Source organism: Patescibacteria group bacterium (assembly GCA_041665365.1).
GTDB lineage: Bacteria > Patescibacteriota > Patescibacteriia > UBA9570 > UBA9570 > UBA9570.
On sequence record JBAYIY010000001.1, the window covers coordinates 155,209 to 179,936 of the forward strand.

Here is a 24,728-nt window from a genome sequence, read left to right on the forward strand (position 1 = left end):
CTGAATAATTCCAAGTTTCATAATGATTATATTACTCCCTAATCGGTAACATTACTAATGTAAAAAGGATGCCCCGGACACAATCGTGAGATCATGCCGGGGCGAAGTACAGGAACGGATCACGTTGCCGTGACGGTGTTCACTGTTGGTCTGCGTTGCAAAGAACGAGCTGCTGCACCGTAGCCTTCCTAGGGTCTACAACCCATAGCCATAGCTGAAGGTCCAAACACCAGTCTGGCTCCCGTTGGGGGTGATGGTGTCGGTGCAGTGGAGCAGAGCACCTCGCACGACGCAGATGCCGTCAGTGCCATCACCGTCGAAGTCCGCGAAGTACCACTGGCTATCCAAGGTGGTATCACCGAAGGTGAACCAGTAGTCGTAGACCCCAGAGGTATTGTCGTCGACGTAGAACCGGTTACCTTCACGGAAGATCAGGTCAGCCAGGCCGTCACCGTTGAGATCGGCCAGGTAGTAGTCGTCGGCTCCGTTGCCCGTACCGTAGTACAGGTAGGTGTCCATGATACCGTCGAGATTGCGGTCGATCTGGAGCTGGCTGCCAAAGCGAGCTGCGATGGTAGTGTGCCAGTACAAGAACTGGTCAGCGGACACGTCCGCATAGACCAACACGTAGTCGGCGATGCCGTCGGCACCCATGTAGTCGTAGTAGCTGGTGCGGCCGGAACGCCAGATGATGTATTCTCCCGTTCCGATCACTTCGCCCGGAACCGTCCACGTGCCGTAGAGGCCGTCGTAGAGGCAGAGCAAGGTGGTTGCACGCCGGACGCAGGGATCATCGTCACCGTTGCCGTCGAAGTCGAAGAAGATGTATTGATCCTCGAAGAGGAAATCTTCATCGATCTCGCCGTCACAGTCGTTGTCGAGGTCGTCGAGGAGTTCGGGAGCACCCGGATAGGTGTGGTCAGCCGTGTCGTCGCAGTCGCCGTTGGTGCTGGACCAACCATCGTAGTCGTTGTCACCGACTTCGTCGGTCACCCCGTCACAATCGTTGTCGAGACCGTCGGGAATCTCTACGGCATAGGGGTTGATGTTGTTGCTCTGTTCGGAGCAGTCACCCTGGTCGTAGGACCAACCGTCACCGTCGAGGTCGAAGGCTTCGTCGATCAGGGCATCACAGTCGTTGTCGAAGGTGTCCCACAGTTCCGGGGCACCCGGGTAGGTGTGGTCGGCCGTGTCGTCGCAGTCGCCGTCGTCGGGGGTGTAGGAGTCGTAGTCCTGATCCAGATCGTTGTCAGCCACTTCGATGTAGACGAATGGAGCAGTGCAGTCAGACTGCAGACCACCAAAGTTGCCGAACAGCAACGTGCCATCCGTCGGCAGGTTGCTGACGATGTCCTGCTGATCTCCCTGTTCTTCGAAGGTCGTGGCACTGGTGTGCTGACCCAAGTAGAGCGTGCCGGAACTGTTCAGACGGAGCAGATCAGGGTAGTCGTCGTTGTAGTCGAGCGGGTAGACGAAGTAGTCTCCGTCGGTGCCACCGACATCGTTGGCCATCGTACTGACACTCAGCCACTGCAGCGTGCTGCTGTACTGGGCCAGGTAGGCTTCCACGGTGCTGTTCGTTTCGTCGATCCGCAGGAAGTCGTCCCGGCCATCGGCATCGGCATTGAGGTTCGACACGAGGTAGGTGTTGCTGGGTGAACCCCAACCGGTCGCGATGGTCGCACTGTTTCCAGTTGTATCCAAGCGCTGCCAGCCCAGTTCGACTCCACCGCTGTTGGTGGTGCCGACCAGGATTTCACCCTTACCGTTACCGTTGAAGTCTCCGACCAAGAAGTGACTGTCGGTGGAACCGAAGGACTCACTCCAGGTGGTCAGGTCAGCGAAGTCGCTGCCGATGTTGGTGCCGATCCGCCACTTGATGCTGCTCCCATTGGGATAGCCGAGTACCAGGTCCAGATCGTCGTCGTTGTCCATGTCGGTCAGGAAGGCGTGGCTGTAGCCGTTGTTGGCCTTCAGCCAGCGATCGCGACCGACGAAGGTGCCATCACCGTTGCTGACGTACACCTGAACGTAGGTGTAGTTGCCGTTGTCCGTGACGTTGACGATATCGTCGTTACCGTCATTGTCCAGGTCGCCTACCAGCCAGGTGTTGACGTTGTTGGTGTTGCCCAGGCCAGTCATGGTGTAGCTACTGTCGGGCAGCTTGAGGCTGACGCTGTTCCCAGAACCGGTGTGGTAGTAGGGTTTGATGGTGAAGGTGTGGGTACTGGCGTCTGCGGTGACGGTGAGCAGGTGAATGGTGTAAACGTCGGAGGTGCAGGTGGAGACTTCGGCATTGTAGGTCGGAGGACAGCTGGCCCAGAGGTAGTCTGAGTCAGTTGCTGCATCGCAGTCGAAGTCCGAATGCTGGCTGGAAGTGCCTTCGTTGGGACAGCCATTCGGGATATCACAGCAGGTAGCGTTGTCGTCATTGAGGTTGTAGGGATCGAGCCAGTAGTCATGACTGAGGTACTGAAGTGATCCGTAGTCCTGAACGCCGAAATGGAGATGCGCGCCGTCAGAGTAGCCCGAGTTACCCATTTGACCGATGAGGGTGTTGGAACTGACGGAGTTGCCGACCGCCACGGTGATAGAACCAGACACGAGATGAGTGTACTTGGTGGTGTAGTCGTAGATGCTGTCACCATCCACATCATGCTTGATATCCACGAAGCAGCCCCAAGTAGGATTTCCATTGGGGTACGTATTAGGACAGTCACTGTTCTGGATATTAGACACGACACCAGAAGCGGCGGCGTAGACGTTGTCGCCTTCGTCGCCGTCGAAGTCATATCCACCGTGGCTCGCGGGCAACGGATAATAATCGACTTCATACTGCGCGGCAGAACAACTCACACTGTAGTTCCAGGCACCGCCATTGATCTCGACGCTGTTGTTGTGGATCGGCAGAACGAAGGGACCATAGGCCAGAGCCTTGGTGGTGGGCAAGAAGAAGCCCAGGATCATGAGAAGCAGAACGAACAGAGGCTTGCGCATTGGAGTTTCCTTTTGACTTTGAATTGTCAACGTACTATCTTGCTGTAGCCTTGTATGGCGAGCAAGTCAGGGTGAGGATTCACCGCTGAAGCCATCTCATCAATCCGGTGCTGATGAGATGAATCAGGAGTGAATTAGAATTGTAAAGAGTTCAATAGTGTGTCAGGATCTATACCGGTAGCGGCTTCATCTGTTAACCTAATTTCTAATGTTTTTTCGTCTGAGTCTAAGTAATAATACTCAGCTACATCTTGAAGTTTATGGTCTTCATCGACTGGATAATTACCAGTTAGTCCTTGCACTCTAAAATTTTCTCCATAATATTGCTGGACTGAGTAGGTAGTTTCATTGACTACATTGTCATAACTACCGTCTGGCCTGGGTCCGAGTACAGATTGAACAGAATTGATTTCACTCGTTGTTGGGTGAGCAACAATACTATCGAAAAGAGTAATTCTTACTGGATCTATCTGTAAATCAGTTCTATCAATCATAAATACAGCGCCGGCATCGTCAATAAAGTCGGCTCGGGTTGATTTACTAACACTTACTGAATAAATTTTTGGATACTTAAAACTAAACCCATACTCCTCATTCGTATAAGTTAGCCAATCGCTGGTATCGAGAACCCCTTCATCAACTGTGACTTGCTCCCAATCACTAGTATCTACTTCACTTACTATTTCTGTATTTGTATTCTCATTGGTTAAATTGGTATTTTCATTAACTACAGTGACATTTATATTTTCGTTGGTATTCACTTCGGCATTTGTATTCACTGGGTTTACATTAACAATCTCATTAGTGACGGCCACCGTATTTACATTCGTCGATGGACCCGCACACCCAGTCAGTGTCAGAGCAAAAACTGCTGCTGTAGTTAAAAATAGTTTTTCTTTCATAGGTATTTATTAATAAGGTGTGTTAGAGAACAAATATTTACATATCTAATAAATTCTTTCCGGATACCTGACCATTTCACCTATAGTCTTTTCCGGCACCTTAACAACATGATTCTGTATATAGGTAAGTAACTGGCTATTGGACATGACAGTCAAATCATCAATCTCATCGATATCTGGAATAAAATATAATTTACCATCACTCTCGGCTGCCATGATGACACGTCCAACTAAACGTTGCTGTAAATTATCATATAGTTCCTCACGACCCATAAGAACATCACTACAAGCTGCTCCCTCGCCATAGTCTAGACAAGCTAGTGCTTGAATATCTAAATCTGATGCAGGCGTAACACGAGAATCACCTTTAATCGCAGTTTCTAAAAACGCCGAATAAATGTTTTTTAATTTCAATTTGTGTTTATAACCATCAGCTACCCAGTAATATCTATTTTTTTTAACCTGATAAAAACCATCAGGTAAATATCTGTAACGTATTGGTAAAATATCAGAGGTATCTACCAAGTACATTTCCCCAGCATGCTGGGCACGTAAAATAACTCTGCCTTCTAAATCCTCCCATATAGGGTCACACAATCGTCCTAATGCAGTTGTGATTGCATCACTAGATGCGCTGTCGGCTACATTGTAACAACGACTATCTAACAACTCTTTATAAGAAGATTCACTAATACCAATGATGTCAGGGGTAAGATTAACCACTGCCATAGCGTTAGTTAAGGATGGTAGTACTAACGCAAGTACCAATAAACTAGCAGTTAGGGTGGAAATGAGGATGGTTTTGGGTTGGGTCATAGGGTCGTATAGATGAAAAAACGTCCAGTAACAGCTACAGATGGTTAGATCTGCATATTGTTAAGGTGGACGCCTTTAAGATTGTTAATAAAATGTACCTCAAGTATAGCACGCGCCCATACGGTGTACAGGGTATTAATAAGCTCATTCGCTTCGACCTACTACCACATTATTATGCTGCGTAACAAGCTCTGGTTTAATCTTTTGACGCTTAAAAATCGTATTGGGAACACCAGGTTGTTCAAACGCTATTTTTTCAACAATAATCTGGTAAATGGATGCAAAAATATCCTCGTCAGAAAATGTTAGTCCAGCTTTCTTTTTGAGGGCACGGCGTAAGAGATTACCAACCTCTGTGGAATAAAGGTACTTGCACAGATTATTTGGCTCGAGTGCCTGAAACCGAAGCCAGAAATCATCCAGCTCATTTTTCAACATGCTGCGTTTGGTCATCATCGCAAAATACTCAATGGATTGTTTGAGTTGGGCTTTATCCTTGAGGTCAAATGAACAGATGCGTTTATGCGTAATCGGTTTTTTAAAGACTACTCGATACAGTGAAAAGACTCTGCCGTTAGTGAGTAACACCCAGTCTACACCTTCATTAGCGGCATAATTAATGGATTGGTAAATATGCTTATCCGACAAATCAATCTGGATAGCTTTCACTTCAACGATGATATACTTTTTGCGTTGGACTTGGATAATGTAATCAGCGTAGGTATTATTGATCTGGTACTCTGTTTTAATCTCATCCAGTTCAGCATAACCCAGTACCTCTGTTAGAAAACTATTAATCATCAGGCGAGTAGCTGACTCATCTAACGTCTCGTATTTCTTCGACAGGTAACGCTTAGCATACTCTTTGAGTCGTTTAGCTATTTGGTCTTTTTGAGTTTGTGTAGGCATAGTGATCAAAAGTTATAAGGAAAGCATTAACTCACCCTCAACTAGTCCAGCACGAATGCTCGGGTGGATAGATTGGTATTCAGTATTATCCTGCATAGTTTGGTAGATGGGCTGAAACTCTAAGTTTTCCCAGTTAAACTTTTCAAATGTCTCTTTTCCCATCTGCAAACCAACTGCATCTTTTATAGATTCAGCTCCAAATTCGTCAACGAATGGCACCTGGTAAGAGATGTCAACATACTCTACCCCATCAACCCTGAAAGCCTCCTGACCAAATTTGATGAAGTCAGTATATGTATCTTCGACTAAGTCTTGCTCGTCCCAAAAGGTATCTTGTGTACGTGTTAGCCATGCTGTCTTATATTCCTCGTCCCATTGCACATCATAACCATTGCGTGTCCTGATGCTATCGTCTAAAGCAATCCAGAGTTTATCTAGTGTCGTTGGTTCCGGCTTAGGTTCTTCTTTGACTTCTTCAACCACAGCGGGAGCAACTTCTTCTTGAACGGGTTCCTGGACCACATTGGTATTTGATACAACGGGAGCATTAACTACATCTGCCGTATTGGTATCTTCGTTTGGTACCACTTCGTTCGTATTCACTACTGCGTTAGTAGCTACGTTGGTATTCTTATTAGTGTTTTGAGCTATTTTAGCTGTATTGTCCGTCGAGCTCGGAAAAGTAAATATTGATGCTGCAATGAAAAACGTACCTATAAAGAAAGCCATGAGACGAGGTATTTTTTTATGAATTATACTCTCAAACCATTGACGTGATGGTGGAAGCAGTAACAACCCGAGCAGTAGCATGGCTAGTCCTGATACAATGCTGCTAAACACGAGCAAGATACTGATGAATATAATGACGATGCCAAATACCCATCCAAGGATGTGGTTACCTTCTTTGGCGGAAGGTGTTGTGACTTGCGAATTTTCGCTGGCCATATTGTTGTGTAGTTAGGGATTTGTTAGATTGGTTCAGAAAACACAAAGGGTCCCCTGAACCAGCGACAGCCCTTACGGAACTGCCACCCATCCTTTCGAATGGGTACCCTAACTACAAGATGCTGATCAGGAGACCTTCTCTACGTAGTTAGGGATTTATAACCATGCCGCTGGAAATCAACGGTTTAGGCCATTAAATTGTATTTAAAGTATAGCTTGAAAAGCACCAGAAAGAAAGTCTGGGATTTTGAAGTTACCAACAATCACCCCATTCAAGCCACGTGCAAGCATGTGGGGTTTTAGACCCAAACTGGGACACTGACTCACAAAACAAAAATCCTCGCGGTGTACGAGGACTTTTGAGAGGATGAGGTTGATGGGTCACCTCCAGAACTTTCTGAAATCAAGCTGGGGCGGTAGGGTTCGAACCTACGAAATGGCGGCGCCAAAGGCCGCTGCCTTACCACTTGGCTACGCCCCAATGTAAATAAACGCTATTTGTATATACCATATACTTGTTTTGTGTTCAAGTGATTACACCTATCCCCCGGCCCCTTTCCTAAACAGGAAAGGGGTGTTAGACTACGGTTAGAAAAGCGCTGCCGAAGTTTGGGGCGCTATTATGTTAATACAGGGTTATCATCCACATAAACTTAGCTATGATCGCAAACTACGATCAATCGCTGAACAATTTAGAGATAATGCCACTGAGGCTGAACAACTCTTATGGAAAAGTTTAAAAGGTAAACGTTTAGGCTATAAGTTTCGCCGACAACATCCTTTACATGGATTTATTGTTGATTTTTATTGTTATGAATTAATGTTGGTAATTGAACTAGACGGTCCAATTCATCAAGATCAAAAAGAACGCGATTCTTTAAGAGATATAACCTTATCCCATCATGGCTTCAAAACATTGCGCTTCAGTAACGAAATAGTACTAACTGAATTACATTCAGTTATAAAAAAGATTTTCGATCACACTTCTTCCACCTCCCCCTTTCCTGCATAGGAAAGGGGGCCGGGGGGATAGGTGTTCTACACCTTCAAGTATCTCCCAATCGAAAGCATACTACTCCCCAAAGCCAGCGCTAATGATATTAAGAATTGGCTCAGAACAATAATCCAGAAATTACTCAAGAAAAATACATTCAAGCTGAAATTATAGCCGGCAAAAAAACTATCGACATAAGGTGAAGCGGAAAATACGGTGATGGCTAAGGCCACAGTGGCTAAGGTACAGGCACAGACGGCATACAAAACACCTTCCCATAAGAAGGGGGCACGAATAAACCAATTAGTGGCTCCGACCAACTTCATAATCCCCAACTCTTCTCGGTGAGAATAGATGGCTACCCGAATGGTGTTATATAACATAATTACCGATATCAACACAAATATGCCACTAATCAATAAACCACCTTGATAAATCCGTTTGGTAATTTCGGATAATTTCGTAATGGCGGCTTGGTGATCAGAAAAATTCTTCTTATCCACTAACACATTATATTCGGATGCCGAAAAAGCATCACTAATTACTTGGTAGTTATCCAGGTCATTAGATTGCACACTAAGTGTGGCTGGTAACGGGTTCTCATCTAGTTCACCTAAGGCCGCTTGAATATCAGGATCATCGGCATGAGTTTCAGTAAAGCTAGACAAGGCTTCCGCTTTGGAAATATAACGCACATTGGTCACTTCGGGTAATGATTCTAAATAAATTTTAGCTTTTAATATATCGCTTTCATCCGTACTGGCTTTAAACGTGAAATCAATATTGATTTTTTCCTCAACGGCATTAATCGCTTGGTCGGCCACTAAATTTAGCGTGCTCACTAAACCAACAATAAATAAGGTTAACGATAAAATCAGAATGGTGATACTGGAAATCCAGAGGTTTCTCCAAAAATGTTGAGTGGCATACTTAGTCGTGCGCGTTATAAAAACCAACATATTATAAAGTATACTTACCGGCTTCTTGATCGGATACTATCACGCCATCATCAATGGTGACTACGCGTCGCCGTAAGCGATCCACAATATCTTTATTATGTGTGACTAACATAATAGTAGTACCTAAGGTATTTATTTTTAATAACAAATCTATCACTTCTTGGGCATTAATGGTATCTAAACTGCCAGTCGGTTCATCGGCTACTAGCACTTTTGGTCGGTGTACTAGGGCTCGACCAATGGCCACACGTTGCTGTTGACCACCGGATAATTGGTGCGGAAATTTATCCCGTTTATTCTCCAAACCAACCACTTTTAACACTTGCGGCACAATCGTATTGATTTTACTTTGTTCTACCCCACACACTTCTAAAGCAAACGTGATGTTTTCATAAACCGTTCTTTTGGGTAATAATTTATAATCTTGAAACACTACTCCAACCTGCCGCCGTAAGACTGGAATGTCATGGGATTTTATATCGGTAATATCCCAACCACCGATCACTACTCTACCCCGGGTTGGATGTTCCTCGGCAATTACCATCTTAGCTAAAGTCGTTTTACCAGTGCCAGATTGGCCAACAATTGAAATGAATTCACCCGAGCGCACTAACAAAGACAAATCACGGGCGGCGTAAGTGTTATCGGAATATATTTTGGTTACTTTTTTGAATTCGATCATGGTACTAATTGAACTGTCACGGTGGCAACGCCAGCTGACAAATCGGCTATTTTTGAAAAATCATCGCGGGTTAAATCTACTACTCGCCCCGGAATAAATGGTCCGGTGGAAACAATAGTGGAATCGACATAAGCACCGGTGGCCACATTGGTAGTTCGAATCCGACTACCCATTGGGAAAGAGTTACACGCCGCTCCTGTCCAATCATACCAACTAGCCAAGCCCTCGACAACCTCTCCGCTGGCATTCTTTTCGAACAAAGCAATAATAGCGTGTTTTTTAAGTAATCTGCCTCTTTGCACCAATAAATTATTAACATTAGATTGTTTACCAACGGGGCGCCAACGGTTTACTACTGAATCATAATACTTAACCACTATTGTCTGACCACCATAACTGGCCGGATAAGACAGTTGCAGTGCCACGGGCTGTTTTAATTTAAAAGTATCTTGACTTTGAAAGCTGTAACGATATAAATCAGAGATCGGTTGGGAGGTGCCATAATATTTTTCCGGATGAGCCACTTTACTTAATTTAACCCGGAGTTTTTTGGCACCGGATACACTGGCCGCCGGCAAACCGAGCCAAGCTGTTTGCGTTGGATTGACTAGTGTATAACCAGACCGCAAAGCATCCCGCCGCAATACAGTCTCCACACTGAAAAGATCAGCCGCCAAAGTGGGTAATGTGACCGATAATAAAACTATACCCGTTAGAAAATAATATTTCATAAATCAAACTAAAGCGTTAATTTCCTCAACAATTTGTTTTGGCACCACGTTTGATTTTACGATGTAACCATTGGCTCCCAAAGTTTCGGCCATTTGCCGATCTTCATTATTATCCAAATTAGTCATGATAATAACCGGCACCAACTCATACCATTTATTCTGCCGTAACCATTGCAAAATTTCGAACCCGGCTCGATCCCTAAATTTTACAGCTTCTGTGCGCGCTCCAGGCAAAATTAGATCGAGCAACACTACGGACGGCTTTTTATTTTCGGCCAGTAACCGCTCAAATAACTCGAAAGCATCCTGTTTGGTGCTAGCTGCTAACACCTGACCAATTTTATGTAGACCAAAGCTGTATAATGATACGAGCGATGGTTCATCTTCAATCAGGACAATCCTTAAATCGCTTGACATACGGGCTGAATGATACTATTTTTACTCTCGTTCGTCAACCCCCACACTAGCCGACTTGTCGGCCGGAGTGAATCTGATGAACGAAGGCCGATGTAGCTCAGCTGGTAGAGCAACGGTATCGTAAACCGTGGGTCGCCGGTTCAATTCCGGCCATCGGCTCCAATGTTTTGATCTAGTCTTTATCAGCAAACACCACTAGCCGCGTGGCATATTGTTTAGCATTCTTGTCCCAGGTACCGGAACAGGTAATCAGATTGAGATGTGCCTTGTTATCGTTTGAGGTAAAAACATCCGTCGCATCAGCTTCAGCATCATACGTTCGGCTATCACGCACAATAAAACTAACTAACTGTCCGGTACTATCCTCCAGGGTAATTTTATCGCCGGTTTTTAATTTATTTAAATCTTCAAATACTCCAGTGGCACCGTTGTACCAATCAACATGTCCGGCGATAACGGCACTGCCTGTTTCTCCCGGGCGAGGCCCTAATTCATACCAGCCACCGTTTAACGGGTCTTGCGGCACGGCCATTGAGCCATCATCAGTTAAACCCACTGCTTCAACCGCAGCATCAACTGCAATACTCGGGATTTTAAGACGTTGCGGTAAGCCAATTGCAGAAACGTCTGGCGTTTCATTATTAATTACGATTTCAGGTTCACTTTTTTCATTCACTACCACATGAGGAGTAAAAACATTTCTCCAAACTAACAGACCAAACAGCACAACTGCTAGAGCGGCTAAGGTTAGTATTATATTGACTGGATTAAGTATTTTTTTATGCATGCCTTTCACTGCTCAGGCTCGACGCCTGTATCAGGTAATCCAGGTACAAATACAACTGTGTCTGTAGGTGATGGTAATGCTGTAGCCACAACGACCGTAATAATAGCAAAGTCGCGCGCGATCAAACCGTTGGCCTCACCTGTCGCGACGGCCGTATTTGTGGTAGTTTCCGTAAGATTTGTCTGACAGGTGTACACCCATGATTCGGTCGGATCAAGTTTAGAATCGTCATTGATGTCGCCCGACACAAATGTTAACGGACTACATTTATCATCCGAAAGCGTCACATGACTCAATGGGACAGTTCCTGGGTTAGTGATTGTTTCCGTATAAGTGACCAGCCCCCCATCAACTGACAACGCCAGCGGATCTGGAATTTTTGTGACGTGGATCAACGGCGGCACAACTGGAACACCAACCACCACCGTGGCACTGGCAATATCCGTGGCGCTGATACCGTTGGCCCAACCAGTCGCAACAACCGTGTTGGTATGCGTTTCCTGAAGCGTAGTGGTACAGGTAAATGTCCATGTTTCATTCAGATCGAGTTTCGCGTCAGCATTAGCATCACCAGATATAAGTACAATGGGGCTACAAGTATCACCAACCAATGTAATATCAGTTACCGGCAGAGTCCCAATATTAGTTAATGTGTAGGTGTATTCCACTTTCCCTGGACCATCTGGCAAAGACAGTAGATTCGGCACCTTCACTACATCAATGATAGGCGGTACAACATTAGGTGGAACCACCACAGCGGCTATGTCATTATTCGTGATAATACAGAACAAGTTGTCGCCCGGATTGAGAGCCATCTGACCATTACTATTACAATCGCCTGATATTGTCTGCGTATAATTAGGGTCATCGGTTTCAGACACCGTATATGTTGCCGGTGCGGAAAACGTGTTGGTTTCGCCAGAAATGACGCTAGTAGTACCCACAAACAATGGAAAATCACCCACAGTCTTAGTCCCACCATTATCATTCACAACCGTTTTGACGACATTGATTGTCGCAGTCGGCACTACAACAGCTGCCATATCATTATTCGTGATGGTGCAGGTCTGGTCATCAGCCAAGGAAAGTGTCACGTGGCCCGTTGCATCACAATCCCCACTAAACGTTGCATTATATCCAAAAAATGCATCCTCACTCACAACATATGCACCGGCATCTAAGGTATATGCAGTTCCAGGCGATGCCGCTCCAGGTGCCGGGCTTCCTGACACATCCACGCCTCCATTCTTCACATACAAATTAAAATCAGATCGCACAGCCGTTCCACCATCATTGTTCACAACACGTTTAATGACGTGTAAAGTGGCTGGAATATCATTGTTAATAATCCTGCAAGTCTTGTCCTCACCCGCCGCCAGCGTAATGTTACCGCTCGCATCACAATCCCCTGTGAAACTTTGTGTATAGGAGGTATTTACATCTTCACTGACCGCATAGGTTCCTGCAGTTAGGGTATAAGCTGTGCCAGGGGATGCAACACCAGGTGCCGGACTGTCGGCGACGTCTGCACCACCCGTCATCACGTGCAGATTAAAGTCAGACCGCACAGCCGTACCGCCATTGTCATTGGTAACCGTTTTTATCACACGCAGAGTTGCGGGAACGGGAGCACATGTGGCACGCGTAATGGTATTAGTATCTAAAGTAACGGCACCATTTCTGGCTAAAACGCGACCTTCGACATTAGCTCTGGTGGTAAGAGTAGCTGAGGTTAAGGCCAGAATATTACCTTTAAAGGTGGAGGTGGCACCGAGTGTAGCGGAACTGCCGACTTGCCAAAAAACGTTACACGCCTGAGCACTATTAATAAGACTTACCGTACTTGCTCCTGCTGTAATCAGAGTGGAAGCGGTTTTAAAGATAAAAACCGCATTAGGGTCACCCTGGGCGTCCAGCGTCAGGGTTCCTGTGATTCCAAAGGTGCCTGAGGCAGAGTTATAAACCCCTGAAGTTTTAGTCGTTCCCCCAAGCTCAGTTGCGACTGTAGAAACTGGTGTTTGTCCGGCGGCGTTTGTATAGGCTGTTACCAGATCAACTTTAGCCTGCACAGCAGTAGCATCGGCTACATGGGACGTTCCATTCAACGTTCCTGGTGGAAAACCAGTAACAGACGTACCGGGGCTAAGACCGAGATCGCCATTTAATACACTCGACCCCGTGTTAGTGACGGTTGAGCCGCCTAACACGACAAAATTATCCGCTGAGCCAAGATCCACGGCCGTAGCCGCACTAACTGCATTAATTCTAGCTAGACCAAATGCAAATACAGTAGTTAAAACGATAGCTGAAAATCTACTAAAATCTTCACCTACCATTTAATCACTCGCTTATTCAAATAAGAATATAATAACTTTAGAAACACTCTCCGAAATGATCCAAAAAATATTCTGGTCATAGGGAGCAACGCCGGTGTCTGGTAATCCAGGAACGGTTGTAGTAGTGTCGGTTGTGGTATCAACCGGAGTAGAAGTATCTTCCGTTGTATCTTCTGTTGTATCTTCAACAGGAGTCTCAATCGGAGTTGTATCCTCCTCGACTGGAAGATTAACAACTGTCACGACAGAATAATCGATAATAGTTATTCCATTGGCACTACCTTGGGCAGTACCGGTGTTGGTAGTTGTGTCTGTTAAATTCGTGGTACAGGTATAAATCCATGTTTCTAACACATTCAAAGTACCACTATCATTGTCATCACCAGACACATAAGTAACCGGGCTGCATTTATCATCAACCACACTAACGTCAGTTAAGGCCACTGTGCCTGGATTAGTGACAGTGTAAGTATAGGTCACATCGCCACTCTCTGGAATAGTTGTGGAGTCTGGTGTTTTAACTAAAGTGATCAGAGGTGGGGGTAAAGCGACACCAACAACCACTGTGGCGTTAGCCGTATCAATTGCAGTATAACCATTAGCTTCGCCGGTAGCAGTGACAGTATTAGTAACGGTTTTTGAGACTGTTCTGGTACAGCTATAAAGCCAAGCTTCATCGAGGTCAAGCATGTCGTCACTGTTGGTATCACCTGAGACATATTCTACAGTGTCACACTTATCATCTGTAACTGCAATATTGCTCATTGCCACTGTACCAACGTTGGTCACAGTATAAGTGTATATCACTGCACCAGCTCCATCAGGTAACGCCAGTGGATCAGGAACCTTTGTCACGTTAATTAGTGGCGGCACGGCTGGAGTTGTTGGAGGTGTGGGCAACTCAGGTGGAGCGACACAAACTGCTTTGGTAATAGTATTAGTATCCAAAGTAACAGCCCCATTTCTAGCCAATACGCGACCTTCAACATCAGCTCCAGTAGTAAGAGTAGCTGAAGTTAAGGCTAAAATATTACCTTTAAAGGTGGAATCAGTTCCAAGTGTGGCCGAACTGCCGACTTTCCAAAAAACATTACACGCCTGTGCACCGTTTAATAGACTAACGTTACTGGCTCCAGCTGTTATCAAGGTTGAATCAGTTTGAAAAATAAACACGGCATCAGGATCACCTTCGGCATCAAGAGTTAATGTTCCGGTTACACCAAAAGTACCAGCTGATGAATCGTAAATACCAGCCGTTAAGGTTGTGCCACCCAGCTCAGTTGGGACTGTGGAAACGGGAGTTTGTCCGGCGGCGTTAGTATAGGCTGTTACCAGATCAACTTGAGCCTGCACAGCAGTAGCATCAGCTACATATTCTGTTCCATTCAACGTTCCCGGTGGAAAGCCAGTGACTGAAACCCGGGCTAAGACCAAGATCGCCATTTAATACACTAGGCCCCGTATTTGTGACGGTTGAGCCACCCAACACGACAAAATTATCCGCTGAGCCAAGATCCACGGCCGTAGCCGCACTAACTGCATTAATTCTAGCTAGACCAAACGCAAATACAGTAGTTAAAACAACTACTGAAATTTTATTATATGTTTTGTTCATAATCCCCCTCTATAATTTATCCGTCTTAAATAAAGATCGATACACTTTAAAGAAAGTATACACTATATTAATTATTTTGCCAAAGTCTCAGGATTAATCAAGCGTTTTACGTTGGAACTTTCACCTAATTTGGTGATGTAATCATCTAACGAGAACTTAGCTAAAATGTGGCGGGCATGCACTTGTTCGGCTTCGGTATCGGTGGCGGCTTTACGCTCAATTAATTGAATAATGTGAAAGCCAAATTCAGTTTGCACAACATCAGATACTTGATTTGGTTCAGTTAAGGCAAAGGCGGCCGTTTCAAATTCCGGCACCATCACACCGCGGGCGAACCAATCAAGATCGCCACCATTGGAAGCGGAACCGTCATCACTGTATTGTTTGGCTAATTCAGCAAATTGAGTTGGATCGGCATCAACTTTTTGTTTGACCTCTTCAATTTTTTGACGGGCTGAGGCGGTATAATCGGTCACATTATCCGTTAATAAAGTGGTTTGTAGTTTCTGTCTTAAAACTAACTCACGCACCACTTTTTGCTTGAATTCATCCACTGTCCAACCATATAATTCTTGCAAAGTTTGTTCAACTTGGGATTCATCCCCTTGCACTTGGCTTAGGATGGCATCTTTATACATGGTATCAATCTCGTCTGCACTCGCAGTCACTGCATGCTCTTTAGCCACTTGTTCAAGTAATTCAACATTGATCAAACGGTCATACTCAGTTTTGGCCACTTCAGTCGCCGTCGGCACAGCCCCAAGCTGGGACACCATGGCTTGATCAGAGGCAAATTTTTCCGTCACTTTAACGGCATCGTCAACACTGCTATGCACATCACGATACGACAGCCATTGTTGATTCACAATTGCGGCCGGAAATGGAAACCAGTTGGTCATTTGATCGGTAAAACTGTTGCGTTGCTGTTGCCCGTAAATAACTATACCAGTATAAATAAATGGAATTAAAACTAACACCACTGCCACTACAACTCCAATAATCACCTTTTTTTTGGAGCGCAGTGACATTGTATTATTAAATTCCTCACCCTCAGTACTAACTGTGTCTTTTTTTAGTTCTTCGGTTGATTGTTCGTTTGGTTCCATACGTACCTATAATAATGAAATAATTAGTGTTTAAAGAAATAATCTTGCCATTTTTTAGGATTATTATCTTCAGATTGAGTAACTGCCGCTCCATTAACCGCAGCCGCCGCATCAGTATCCGCTGTTTTTGGTAAAACCGCAACCGTTTCACCCGGTGCTACTAGACCTAATTTAGTGCGTGCTTCTTTTTCTTGAAAGGACGATGAATTAAAGTAAGTCAGCATATCATTTAATTCAACGTTGTGTGCTTCTAACGTACTGATTTCCGTTTCGAGCTCTTGAATTTGGGTATGAATCTGAATTTTACGCACCAATTCTTTGGTCAGAGCCACCCCGAGCACAATAATGCCTAAGCCTACCATAACCGAAAACATTCTAGTACTAATGGTTTCCCGCCACTGGCCGGGATGTTTCATTTGGCTGGTTGACATACTGGTTTAGTATATCATGAACGGTTTGTGGATGATAGATGTGTTGTAGATGCACTTCTTCTAGTTGGTCTAACACCAGGACAATGGTGCCATAATGTAATAATGTGGCAAAAATACCGCGCTGTTTAAAGCGCACATCTTTCACGGTTGGCCAGATTATTTCTTGCACCTCCCGGTTAAACAAGCCGGATTGAACAATATCTACACAGCGCACATTTGTGACAATACAAACTTCATAATACCATTGGTATAATCGGCGCATAACAAAACATGCTGTCATAATAAGACCGGCAAAAAATATTATAATACCGAGCAAACCTAACCGGAAAAGTGGATATAAAAAAAATAATAAACTAAAATAAACCGCCGTGGCTATAGCCAAACCAGGGAGTTGCGTGATACCATATTCCCGCATGATTAGCACAATGTCTTCATGCGGTTTTAATTGAATAAGTTGAGTAACTTTGCGCATATGACTCAAAAACAACTCAGACGAATTTGGGTAGTAATCTGTATTTTCATGTTAATTACCATGGTATTGTTTGCTGCCTTACCTGGTTTACAATACATTTCAAATTCCTATTAAGACTCATTATAGTAAACTCCGATCAATTAGGACAAACATTATCCCTAACCCGGCCATAACCGCTGAGATAATCCAAAAGCGCATAACAATTTTTGGTTCTGGCCAGCCAATGGCTTCCAAATGATGGTGCAGCGGTGAAGTAATAAAAATTTTCTTTTTAAATAACCGTTTGCTGGTCATTTGTAGTAAAGCGGACGCGGTATCGAGTACAAACACGAAGCCAATTAAAGGCAATAATAAAGCGTAGTTGGTGAGCATGGCAATAATACCTAAGGTCACACCCAACGACATTGCCCCAGTGTCGCCCATGAAAAAGCGCGCCGGATAAATGTTAAACCACAAAAAAGCCAATAACGCTCCAATGATAACTGCACAAAAGACGGCTAAATCATACCGGCCCAACAAATACGAAATGGCTCCATAAGCAGCGTAGGCGGCTAACAATCCCCCGCCAGCTAAACCATCTAAGCCATCGGTTTCATTGACTGAAAAACTGGTGGCTACAATTACCAAAATAAAAAATGGCACGTACCACCAACCGATGGAAATATTTTCGTACCAAGGAATATGTAAGACGTCCCAATCTAATTTACTGTAAAACCACCAGGCACCCACTACGGCAATGGCTGTGTAGATAAATAATCTATGACGCATCCGCAAACCTCCGCCATGGGAACCACGTTTTTGCACATTAAACATGTCATCGACTAAACCGACTAAGGCAGAGGCCACCAGAGCACCCAGTGGCAACAAAGTTTCCGAGCGTGACAAAAAATCTAAACCTTGTAGTTGCGGCCAGATTTTTGCCAGGCCGGCCGTTATGATAATAATAAAAACTAGTGTTCCCCACACCAGCACTCCACCCATCGTGGGTGTGCCAGCTTTAGCCGCATGTAATTTGGCATAAATCGGTGCCTCCGCGGCATCGCGAATTTGTTTACCTAATTTAAATTTATACAAAACATAAGTCAGCAGCGGCGTTGCCAGAATCGCCACACAAAACGCCGTGGCCAAGAAAAATAATATTCGAATCAGCTCTTCATTCATGCCAGTTTATGTCCGATTAATTAGCACCATTAGATAGACCGAAACCAATATAGTAGCTTGAGCAGCGACTGCTCCAACTGTGGCCACATAGGCCAAAAAACGATCTTTCCGCCACAACCAGGTGGTTAAAATAAAATCCAGTACGATCAAACCTAACCCTAAACCTGGTAAAACAAATAAATCTGTCCACGCGCCAAAAATATCCGGACCAAAATAGATATTGTAGTGCAAGACAATAATCGGATTCATCCGATCAACTGCTAAAAAAATCAACAACCAGGCCGCGGTGTTCACTAACACTGCCACTGGATAACCAAACAGCACTAACCTTTGATAAGCTGTCATCATACTGTTTCGCATTGTAGCAGCGTCATGGTATAATTTCAACCATGATTCATGCACCCAGATTGAAACAAGTACTATTGTCTGACGGCACATTGACCGAAAAAGATATTGACGATCTAATCAATAAAGCCGAACGGAAAGGTACTAACCTCTTGGTTTATTTAATTGGGCAACATGTTGTCAATGAACAACAGCTGTTTGAACAATTAGCTCAATCATTTGGGGTACAATTCATTGATTTACATGATTTTACTCTCAGTGATGATTTGCGTGCCTTACTGCCAGAAACTATTGTCCAAACCCACGAGGTAGTTGTTTTTCAAAAAGATGAGGCCGCTCATGTTTTAAAAATTGCCACCACTGACCCGGATGATTTGCAAACGGTTGATTTTATCAGAAAAAAAACTGGTTATGTCATTCAAGTTTTTTTAACCAATCCGCAAAGTATTCAACATATTGTCAGACAGTATCACAGCCACATCGAACAAGAGTTTGCCGCTTTTCAAGGGCCAATTTCACACGGCACTGAGTTATCCGCCACCGATATTCAACGCAATATTCCAATCATAAAAATGTTAGATACGGTTTTGGATTATGCTGTCTTTCAGGAAGCCTCAGATATTCACGTTGAACCAACCGACAAACAAGTGATTATTCGCTTTCGGATTGATGGCACACTGCGTGATGTGATGTCTTTACCGAAAATGATCCAATCTGGTTTGGTGGCTCGGGTTAAAGTGTTAGCCAATCTCAAATTAGATGAACACCGTCTGCCGCAAGATGGTCGGATTACCGTGCAAACGCAACAAGGTAAGGTGGCTATTCGGGTGTCGGTTTTGCCAGTGTACGATGGGGAAAAAATCGTTATGCGGATTTTGGATGAATCTAAAAATGTCTTGACGTTGGAACAGTTGGGTTTTAATGAATCAGTCTTAGAGGTGGTAAAACGGAGTATCAGCAAACCGCACGGCTTGATCTTAGCGTCTGGCCCAACTGGCTCTGGCAAAACCACCACCCTCTATACAATTTTAAATATTCTCAATACTTCTGAAGTTAATATTTCTACCGTGGAAGACCCGATTGAGTATCGCATGACCAGAATCAATCAAAGCCAGGTTAACCCAAAAATTGGTTTTACGTTTGCCTCTGGTTTACGCGCCTTATTGCGGCAGGATCCTAATATAATTATGGTCGGAGAGATTCGTGATCAGGAAACTGCTGAAATTGCCGCCCAATCGGCCATGACCGGTCACTTGGTTTTATCCACCATTCATACCAACGATGCAGTCAGTAGTGTGTTTCGCTTAAGTGAAATGGATGTCCCTAATTTTCTCATTGCTTCAACCATCAATTTGATTATTGCTCAACGTTTGGTGCGAAAAATTTGCCAAAATTGTGTTCAATCTTATCAACTCAGTCCGGCGCAAATTGAAGATATCGCCAAACAATATGGCATCGATCATATCATGCAAGGTTTTGCGCGGTTAGGTGAAGCTGTGCCGGAAAGTGGTAAAATTGAAGAGATTACTTTTTTCCATGGTGTTGGGTGCAGCCATTGTTTAGATACCGGCTATAAAGGACGGTTGGGTGTTTATGAAGTTTTTGAAATGACCGCCAAGGCCAGTAAACTAATTTTAGATAAAACAGACAAAGCTAGTCTGTTTTCACAAGCAATCGCAGATGGTATGATTACCATGGTGCAAGATGCCTTTGTTAAAGCCAAACGCGGCTTAACCACCATCGAAGAAATTTTACGTGTTACTAAAGAATAATATTATCGCATGAAATTTAAATTCACCCTCCGTTCAATCCCCGTTGTCGAAAAAATATTTTTTGTGCAAAATTTGTCGCTCATGATAAAAACCGGTTTTTCCATCGGCGATGCTCTGCGTACCCTTAGTCAACAAATAAAAAATAAACAATTTCGTTTAACCGTGCAAGGCTTGGAAGCTTCAACCCAACAAGGGGAAAGTTTTGCGGCGGCGTTAGCGCATTTCCCTGATGTTTTTGATGAATTGTTCGTCAACATGGTAGCAGCCGGTGAAACCAGCGGCAATTTGGAAAAAACTTTGCAACAACTATCAGTGCAAATGAAAAAATCATACAGTTTACATAAAAAAATTCGTAACGCTATGATTTATCCATGTTTGATTATTACTGTCATGATTACGGTTGGTAGTGGTATGTTTATCTTTGTCGTGCCAAGAATTCTTGAGCTCTATACCACTAATGGATACAATTTACCGTTACCCACTAAGATTATTATGGCGATTAGTTCTTTTATTTCCAATAATGGTTTAGTTTTAGGAGTTAGTATTGTCTGTTTAATCACAGGTTGGATACTAGTATTACGCACTGAGGCTGGTAAGCTGGCGTGGCATCGCGTTTTATTGCGTATACCTATTGCCGGTAAAATTATTAAACACATCCAATTAGCTCGTTTAAGCCGGGTACTTAACTCGCTGATTATTACCGATGTCTCCATCGTCAAGAGTTTTACGATTGTAGCCAACACCCTATCGAATCGGGTATATCGCAATCACCTGCTCAACGCCAGTTTATTATTATCCAAAGGTGACTCTATCTTCAGCATCTTAAATGCGCGGCCGGATTTATTTGATCCGGTGATTGCGCAAATGATAAAAATTGGTGAAGAATCCGGCACACTGGATGTTATGACCAACGAAATTGCGGGTTTTTTTGAAGAAGAGGTCGACTCAACTATGTCTAACTTAACCGTTATTATTGAACCAGTTTTGATGGTAATTATTGGTGCCGGTGTTGGCTTTTTAGCGGTTGCCATTGTTATGCCAATTTACTCCTTAGTCGATGAAATCTAATCCGCTTGCCAACGGTTTTACCTTAGTCGAAACATTAGTGGCTTTAGCGATTGCCCTGCTCTTTATCTTTGCCATTTATGGTTTGCTGTCCAGTACATTAAAAATTGTCGGCGATGATCGCAGTCGATCGGTCGCCCTCGGCATTGCTCGAAAAAAACTCGAACAAATAAAAAATTTACCCTACGATAGTGTTGGTACAGTCGGTGGCGTACCAAGCGGCACAATCGAGCCAACTGAAACAGAAGCCCTAAATAATGTCGACTACACAGTGACCACGTCTATTCAATATGTGGATGATCCCTATGATGAATTAGCGCCCACTGATTTATTGAATACTGATTATAAAACGGTTCACATTACTGTCGAATGGAATCAAGCCGATATCACTGGGCCGGTCGAATTAACCACTAAACTTGTTCCTACCACCTTGGAAAGAGATAGTGGCGGTGGCACTATTTGGATTGAGGTTTTTGATGCCAGCACGAATCCGACTACACCGGTAAACAACGCTGACGTCTCAATTATTGCACCTAGTTTGGGTATTGACACAACCGGCAAAACCGACGCGGACGGCCGTTTTATTTTACCGGGTGTTCCGCCGGGCATTGAGGCCTATCACATAGTGGTGACCAAACCAGCTTATAGCAGCGATCAAACCTACGATCGCGATCCGATTACTAACCCTAATCCTGATCCGCCCCATTTGAATGTGGTGGCCGGTGAAATTACCGAAGAGTATTTCGAAATCTCCCAAAAAGTAAACTTACTTGGCATTCAGTTACGCCAATATAATAGTGAAGATCATTTAATCTTACCGTTTCGCCTGCATGGTGAAAAACTCAAGGGCACAGATACCAGTGGTTTACCAATTTATCAATACGATGAAATGATTACTCCTAATGATGGAGGCAATGCTGAATTAAATTACATACCGACTGATATTTATACAATTATCTTTGAAGAAGCCGAACTGGGTTATGTCTTAGCCGGCTCATCTGCTCGTCTTCCCTTGGCCGCCTTACCACAATCATCTAATAACATCTCCTTGTGGTTGGATACTTATTCAGCTACTACCGCCCTGATCACTGTCATAAACAGTGCCGGAGACATTATTCCGGACGCCACTGTGCATTTAGAACAAGCCACTACTTTTGATCAAACATTAACCACTGACAGTTATGGCCAAGTATTTTTTAATCCAATAGTAGCCGGTACTTTAAATTTAACCATTACCGCTACCGGTTACACAACCTATAGCGGTACCTTTACCGTAAATGGAAATGAACAACAAACCTTTACCCTATCAACGGCCTCTTAAACATAACCGCGGCTTCTCTTTACCGGAGATTATTATTAGTCTGGCGATTGCCACGCTGACAATTTTTGTGATCGCTGAATTTATGATTGAAACCAACCGTTTTCAACAATTCATTTCCGATCAATCTCAAGCCATTGCTCAAGCTGACTCGGCCAGCCAAATCATGACTAAAGCCTTACGTGAAACAACTGATGGCGCCGATGGTCGTTATGCTATATTAACGGCCGCCGCGAATAGTTTGTCATTCTATTCAGACATTGACGATGATGATCTAACCGAGCAAGTCACCTACACCATTTCCGGTACGACACTACAACAAACCATTATTGAACCAACTGGCACGCCGGCGGACTATTTACCGGAGGATGCTGTTACCAAAACTATCGCGTTCGGTGTCGTCAATGTCACCTATACAAACAATGCCGTCTTCACGTATTATGATGATAACAATGTCGAGCTAACCTATCCGATCACTTTAGCTAATGTCATGCTGATAAAAATTCATTTGGATATAAACGCTAACGTTGATCGCATACCGGATACGCATACCATTGAAACTTATGCCCAATTACGCAACCTCAATGACAACCTCTAAACGCACCGGCTATTTACTGGTATCGTTAATTATTTTTGGCGGTTTAACCATTATGGTGTTGGGCGCGATTATAAGTTTAATTGTGCAAGAACATCGCACTATCCAACGCTCCGTTAGTTCTGAACAGACGATGCAAATAGCCGAAAGTGGTGCTAATTATTATCGTTGGTTACTGGCACATGACCCGGATAATTATGCTGGCACTGACCAAGATTATTATGATGACACCGGTACTGTGCTGGGACATTTTACTGTCACGGTGACACCACCACTGAATGGTTCAACTATTGTCACTCTCACCAGTACCGCTTGGACCACTATGTTTCCTAACCTAAAACGCACGGTGCGGGTGCGTTACGGTAAACCATCGTATGCCGAATTTGCCTTTTTGAGTAATTCCAACGTCTGGTTTGGACCGAATGAGTCAATTCATGGTCGACTTCATTCCAATGGTGGCATTCGCATGGATGGCACGGTGGATTCTTTAACAACATCCATTGTTGAGACCTACATCTGTGGACCAGAACACAATTGCGCAGATGAAACCAAACCTGGTATTTGGGGCAGCGGTCAAGACCCCGCCTTGTGGAGTTTTCCCATTGCCGACGCCTTAGATTTTGACGCCATCACGTTGGATTTTGAAGACACCCGCACCGCGGCAGAAAATGGCGGCATCATCTTTGATAACGTTGGCGGTCAGGGCGTCCATATTGTGTTTAATAGTGACGGCACTTTTACGGCCAATAAAGTAACCAAATTACAAAATAATGTTTGGGGTTATGACGGCACCGATTGGACTAATGAATCTAATGACATCTCCAAAGAAACCGCTATCTCTGGCTATACCAATCACGCCTTTCCGGATAACGGCATTATCTTTGTGGATGATCAAACTTGGGTGTCCGGCCAAGTGAACGGACGAGTCACTGTGGCGGCGGCTCATTTACCTAGTACTGATGGAATAGTAAGAGACATCATTATTCCTGATGATATTACCTATTATCCCGATCGAGACAGTGGTGCGGTGCTGGGATTAATGGCGCAAAAGGATATTTTGGTACCACTTTATTCACCAGATGATTTAACCATTGATGCGGCTTTGCTGGCACAAGACGGTAGTGTGCTGCGTTATTATTATTACCCATCTTATTATCCGGCCGATACTATAAAAACTAATATTGAAACTTATGGTACTATTATCACCAATGGTGTCTGGACATGGAGTTGGGTAGATGGATCTAGTACACTATTATCGGGTTATGAGAATACAACCACTAATTATGACGCGAACTTATTTTATTCACCACCACCATATTTTTCGACTCAAGATGATTACACCTTTATTTCCTGGGAAGAGATAAACCAATAAT

General features: G+C 44.1%; 24 protein-coding genes and 2 tRNA genes. 7 read left to right on the forward strand and 19 right to left on the reverse strand.

The genetic code is table 11. The annotated features are described in order from the left end of the window. Positions 1 to 195: 195 nt before the first annotated feature. The 6 genes from WCV88_00830 to WCV88_00855 all read right to left on the reverse strand — a co-directional run bounded on the left by WCV88_00830 (position 196) and on the right by WCV88_00855 (position 7,050). Entirely contained in the window at positions 196 to 2,997 is a 2,802-nt protein-coding gene (locus WCV88_00830) for a MopE-related protein (GenBank protein ID MFA6474728.1), read from the reverse strand. A 134-nt stretch (positions 2,998 to 3,131) separates the two neighbouring features. Then, a complete protein-coding gene (locus WCV88_00835; GenBank protein ID MFA6474729.1) occupies positions 3,132 to 3,899 on the reverse strand; it encodes a hypothetical protein in 768 nt (255 codons plus the stop codon). A 45-nt stretch (positions 3,900 to 3,944) separates the two neighbouring features. Beyond that, positions 3,945 to 4,715, reverse strand: a complete 771-nt coding sequence (locus WCV88_00840; GenBank protein ID MFA6474730.1) for a hypothetical protein — start codon at positions 4,713 to 4,715, stop codon at positions 3,945 to 3,947. 144 nt (positions 4,716 to 4,859) lie between these two features. Continuing rightward, positions 4,860 to 5,624, reverse strand: coding sequence for a type I restriction enzyme HsdR N-terminal domain-containing protein (locus WCV88_00845; GenBank protein ID MFA6474731.1), 765 nt, complete (start codon positions 5,622 to 5,624; stop codon positions 4,860 to 4,862). Between the two features lie 12 nt (positions 5,625 to 5,636). Beyond that, positions 5,637 to 6,569: a hypothetical protein gene (locus tag WCV88_00850; GenBank protein MFA6474732.1), complete on the reverse strand. Its 933-nt coding sequence runs from the start codon at positions 6,567 to 6,569 to the stop codon at positions 5,637 to 5,639. A gap of 408 nt (positions 6,570 to 6,977) precedes the next feature. Next, positions 6,978 to 7,050: transfer RNA gene (locus tag WCV88_00855), tRNA-Gln, on the reverse strand. A gap of 141 nt (positions 7,051 to 7,191) precedes the next feature. Here WCV88_00855 and WCV88_00860 point away from each other — a divergent pair. Next, positions 7,192 to 7,581 (forward strand): endonuclease domain-containing protein, encoded by a 390-nt coding sequence (locus WCV88_00860; GenBank protein ID MFA6474733.1) that lies wholly within the window; start codon positions 7,192 to 7,194, stop codon positions 7,579 to 7,581. 26 nt (positions 7,582 to 7,607) lie between these two features. Here the strand turns inward: WCV88_00860 and WCV88_00865 are convergent, their stop codons facing one another. The 4 genes from WCV88_00865 to WCV88_00880 are packed head-to-tail and all read right to left on the reverse strand — an operon-like array spanning position 7,608 to position 10,352. Further along, a complete protein-coding gene (locus WCV88_00865) occupies positions 7,608 to 8,522 on the reverse strand; it encodes a permease-like cell division protein FtsX (protein ID MFA6474734.1) in 915 nt (304 codons plus the stop codon). 1 nt (position 8,523) lies between these two features. Continuing rightward, positions 8,524 to 9,204 carry an ATP-binding cassette domain-containing protein gene (locus WCV88_00870; protein ID MFA6474735.1) on the reverse strand — a complete coding sequence of 227 codons (681 nt, stop codon included), beginning with the start codon at positions 9,202 to 9,204 and terminating at the stop codon, positions 8,524 to 8,526. Further along, positions 9,201 to 9,935, reverse strand: coding sequence for a septal ring lytic transglycosylase RlpA family protein (locus WCV88_00875; GenBank protein ID MFA6474736.1), 735 nt, complete (start codon positions 9,933 to 9,935; stop codon positions 9,201 to 9,203). The genes WCV88_00870 and WCV88_00875 overlap by 4 nt, the downstream gene beginning before the upstream one ends. Positions 9,936 to 9,938: 3 nt before the next feature. Continuing rightward, positions 9,939 to 10,352, reverse strand: a complete 414-nt coding sequence (locus WCV88_00880) for a response regulator (protein MFA6474737.1) — start codon at positions 10,350 to 10,352, stop codon at positions 9,939 to 9,941. A gap of 86 nt (positions 10,353 to 10,438) precedes the next feature. Between WCV88_00880 and WCV88_00885 the strand changes: the two genes are divergently transcribed. Beyond that, a tRNA-Thr gene (locus WCV88_00885) sits at positions 10,439 to 10,514 on the forward strand. Between the two features lie 10 nt (positions 10,515 to 10,524). Here WCV88_00885 and WCV88_00890 read toward each other — a convergent pair. The 9 genes from WCV88_00890 to WCV88_00930 all read right to left on the reverse strand — a co-directional run bounded on the left by WCV88_00890 (position 10,525) and on the right by WCV88_00930 (position 18,608). Beyond that, positions 10,525 to 11,139 carry a class F sortase gene (locus WCV88_00890; GenBank protein MFA6474738.1) on the reverse strand — a complete coding sequence of 205 codons (615 nt, stop codon included), beginning with the start codon at positions 11,137 to 11,139 and terminating at the stop codon, positions 10,525 to 10,527. A gap of 5 nt (positions 11,140 to 11,144) precedes the next feature. After that, a complete protein-coding gene (locus WCV88_00895) occupies positions 11,145 to 13,475 on the reverse strand; it encodes an ice-binding family protein (GenBank protein MFA6474739.1) in 2,331 nt (776 codons plus the stop codon). 12 nt (positions 13,476 to 13,487) lie between these two features. Continuing rightward, positions 13,488 to 14,918 (reverse strand): ice-binding family protein, encoded by a 1,431-nt coding sequence (locus WCV88_00900; protein MFA6474740.1) that lies wholly within the window; start codon positions 14,916 to 14,918, stop codon positions 13,488 to 13,490. Continuing rightward, positions 14,839 to 15,090, reverse strand: a complete 252-nt coding sequence (locus WCV88_00905) for a hypothetical protein (protein ID MFA6474741.1) — start codon at positions 15,088 to 15,090, stop codon at positions 14,839 to 14,841. Before WCV88_00905 ends, WCV88_00900 begins: the two co-directional genes overlap by 80 nt. A 71-nt stretch (positions 15,091 to 15,161) precedes the next feature. Then, positions 15,162 to 16,196 (reverse strand): peptidylprolyl isomerase, encoded by a 1,035-nt coding sequence (locus WCV88_00910; protein MFA6474742.1) that lies wholly within the window; start codon positions 16,194 to 16,196, stop codon positions 15,162 to 15,164. A 23-nt stretch (positions 16,197 to 16,219) separates the two neighbouring features. Beyond that, on the reverse strand, positions 16,220 to 16,627 hold the full coding sequence (locus tag WCV88_00915; protein ID MFA6474743.1) for a septum formation initiator family protein: 408 nt from the start codon (positions 16,625 to 16,627) through the stop codon (positions 16,220 to 16,222). Then, positions 16,578 to 17,099, reverse strand: coding sequence for a hypothetical protein (locus WCV88_00920; protein ID MFA6474744.1), 522 nt, complete (start codon positions 17,097 to 17,099; stop codon positions 16,578 to 16,580). The genes WCV88_00915 and WCV88_00920 overlap by 50 nt, the downstream gene beginning before the upstream one ends. A gap of 120 nt (positions 17,100 to 17,219) precedes the next feature. Continuing rightward, positions 17,220 to 18,260 carry a phospho-N-acetylmuramoyl-pentapeptide-transferase gene (gene mraY / locus WCV88_00925; GenBank protein MFA6474745.1) on the reverse strand — a complete coding sequence of 347 codons (1,041 nt, stop codon included), beginning with the start codon at positions 18,258 to 18,260 and terminating at the stop codon, positions 17,220 to 17,222. 6 nt (positions 18,261 to 18,266) lie between these two features. Further along, positions 18,267 to 18,608: a hypothetical protein gene (locus WCV88_00930; protein MFA6474746.1), complete on the reverse strand. Its 342-nt coding sequence runs from the start codon at positions 18,606 to 18,608 to the stop codon at positions 18,267 to 18,269. A gap of 41 nt (positions 18,609 to 18,649) precedes the next feature. On the opposite strand from WCV88_00930, the gene WCV88_00935 reads away from it, so the two are divergent. Genes WCV88_00935 through WCV88_00955 form a run of 5 tightly spaced genes read left to right on the forward strand, consistent with a single transcriptional unit; the run spans position 18,650 to position 24,727 of the window. After that, on the forward strand, positions 18,650 to 20,377 hold the full coding sequence (locus WCV88_00935) for an ATPase, T2SS/T4P/T4SS family (GenBank protein ID MFA6474747.1): 1,728 nt from the start codon (positions 18,650 to 18,652) through the stop codon (positions 20,375 to 20,377). Positions 20,378 to 20,386: 9 nt separating this feature from the next. Further along, positions 20,387 to 21,445: a type II secretion system F family protein gene (locus tag WCV88_00940; protein ID MFA6474748.1), complete on the forward strand. Its 1,059-nt coding sequence runs from the start codon at positions 20,387 to 20,389 to the stop codon at positions 21,443 to 21,445. Beyond that, positions 21,435 to 22,763, forward strand: coding sequence for a carboxypeptidase regulatory-like domain-containing protein (locus tag WCV88_00945; GenBank protein MFA6474749.1), 1,329 nt, complete (start codon positions 21,435 to 21,437; stop codon positions 22,761 to 22,763). The genes WCV88_00940 and WCV88_00945 overlap by 11 nt, the downstream gene beginning before the upstream one ends. Then, a complete protein-coding gene (locus WCV88_00950; protein MFA6474750.1) occupies positions 22,726 to 23,358 on the forward strand; it encodes a prepilin-type N-terminal cleavage/methylation domain-containing protein in 633 nt (210 codons plus the stop codon). Before WCV88_00945 ends, WCV88_00950 begins: the two co-directional genes overlap by 38 nt. After that, the gene (locus WCV88_00955; GenBank protein ID MFA6474751.1) at positions 23,324 to 24,727 is read left to right on the forward strand and encodes a hypothetical protein; all 1,404 of its coding nucleotides are present in this window, start codon (positions 23,324 to 23,326) and stop codon (positions 24,725 to 24,727) included. Before WCV88_00950 ends, WCV88_00955 begins: the two co-directional genes overlap by 35 nt. Position 24,728: the final 1 nt, after the last annotated feature.

Bases quoted from the DNA above. Each gene is read 5' to 3' on its own strand.
- WCV88_00830 (MFA6474728.1), bottom strand. From the start codon at position 2,997: ATGCGCAAGCCTCTGTTCGTTCTGCTTCTCATGATCCTGGGCTTCTTC.
- WCV88_00835 (MFA6474729.1), bottom strand. From the start codon at position 3,899: ATGAAAGAAAAACTATTTTTAACTACAGCAGCAGTTTTTGCTCTGACA.
- WCV88_00840 (MFA6474730.1), bottom strand. From the start codon at position 4,715: ATGACCCAACCCAAAACCATCCTCATTTCCACCCTAACTGCTAGTTTA.
- WCV88_00845 (MFA6474731.1), bottom strand. From the start codon at position 5,624: ATGCCTACACAAACTCAAAAAGACCAAATAGCTAAACGACTCAAAGAG.
- WCV88_00850 (MFA6474732.1), bottom strand. From the start codon at position 6,569: ATGGCCAGCGAAAATTCGCAAGTCACAACACCTTCCGCCAAAGAAGGT.
- WCV88_00860 (MFA6474733.1), top strand. From the start codon at position 7,192: ATGTTAATACAGGGTTATCATCCACATAAACTTAGCTATGATCGCAAA.
- WCV88_00865 (MFA6474734.1), bottom strand. From the start codon at position 8,522: ATGTTGGTTTTTATAACGCGCACGACTAAGTATGCCACTCAACATTTT.
- WCV88_00870 (MFA6474735.1), bottom strand. From the start codon at position 9,204: ATGATCGAATTCAAAAAAGTAACCAAAATATATTCCGATAACACTTAC.
- WCV88_00875 (MFA6474736.1), bottom strand. From the start codon at position 9,935: ATGAAATATTATTTTCTAACGGGTATAGTTTTATTATCGGTCACATTA.
- WCV88_00880 (MFA6474737.1), bottom strand. From the start codon at position 10,352: ATGTCAAGCGATTTAAGGATTGTCCTGATTGAAGATGAACCATCGCTC.
- WCV88_00890 (MFA6474738.1), bottom strand. From the start codon at position 11,139: ATGCATAAAAAAATACTTAATCCAGTCAATATAATACTAACCTTAGCC.
- WCV88_00895 (MFA6474739.1), bottom strand. From the start codon at position 13,475: ATGGTAGGTGAAGATTTTAGTAGATTTTCAGCTATCGTTTTAACTACT.
- WCV88_00900 (MFA6474740.1), bottom strand. From the start codon at position 14,918: ATGGCGATCTTGGTCTTAGCCCGGGTTTCAGTCACTGGCTTTCCACCG.
- WCV88_00905 (MFA6474741.1), bottom strand. From the start codon at position 15,090: ATGAACAAAACATATAATAAAATTTCAGTAGTTGTTTTAACTACTGTA.
- WCV88_00910 (MFA6474742.1), bottom strand. From the start codon at position 16,196: ATGGAACCAAACGAACAATCAACCGAAGAACTAAAAAAAGACACAGTT.
- WCV88_00915 (MFA6474743.1), bottom strand. From the start codon at position 16,627: ATGTCAACCAGCCAAATGAAACATCCCGGCCAGTGGCGGGAAACCATT.
- WCV88_00920 (MFA6474744.1), bottom strand. From the start codon at position 17,099: ATGCGCAAAGTTACTCAACTTATTCAATTAAAACCGCATGAAGACATT.
- mraY (MFA6474745.1), bottom strand. From the start codon at position 18,260: ATGAATGAAGAGCTGATTCGAATATTATTTTTCTTGGCCACGGCGTTT.
- WCV88_00930 (MFA6474746.1), bottom strand. From the start codon at position 18,608: ATGATGACAGCTTATCAAAGGTTAGTGCTGTTTGGTTATCCAGTGGCA.
- WCV88_00935 (MFA6474747.1), top strand. From the start codon at position 18,650: ATGATTCATGCACCCAGATTGAAACAAGTACTATTGTCTGACGGCACA.
- WCV88_00940 (MFA6474748.1), top strand. From the start codon at position 20,387: ATGAAATTTAAATTCACCCTCCGTTCAATCCCCGTTGTCGAAAAAATA.
- WCV88_00945 (MFA6474749.1), top strand. From the start codon at position 21,435: ATGAAATCTAATCCGCTTGCCAACGGTTTTACCTTAGTCGAAACATTA.
- WCV88_00950 (MFA6474750.1), top strand. From the start codon at position 22,726: ATGAACAACAAACCTTTACCCTATCAACGGCCTCTTAAACATAACCGC.
- WCV88_00955 (MFA6474751.1), top strand. From the start codon at position 23,324: ATGCCCAATTACGCAACCTCAATGACAACCTCTAAACGCACCGGCTAT.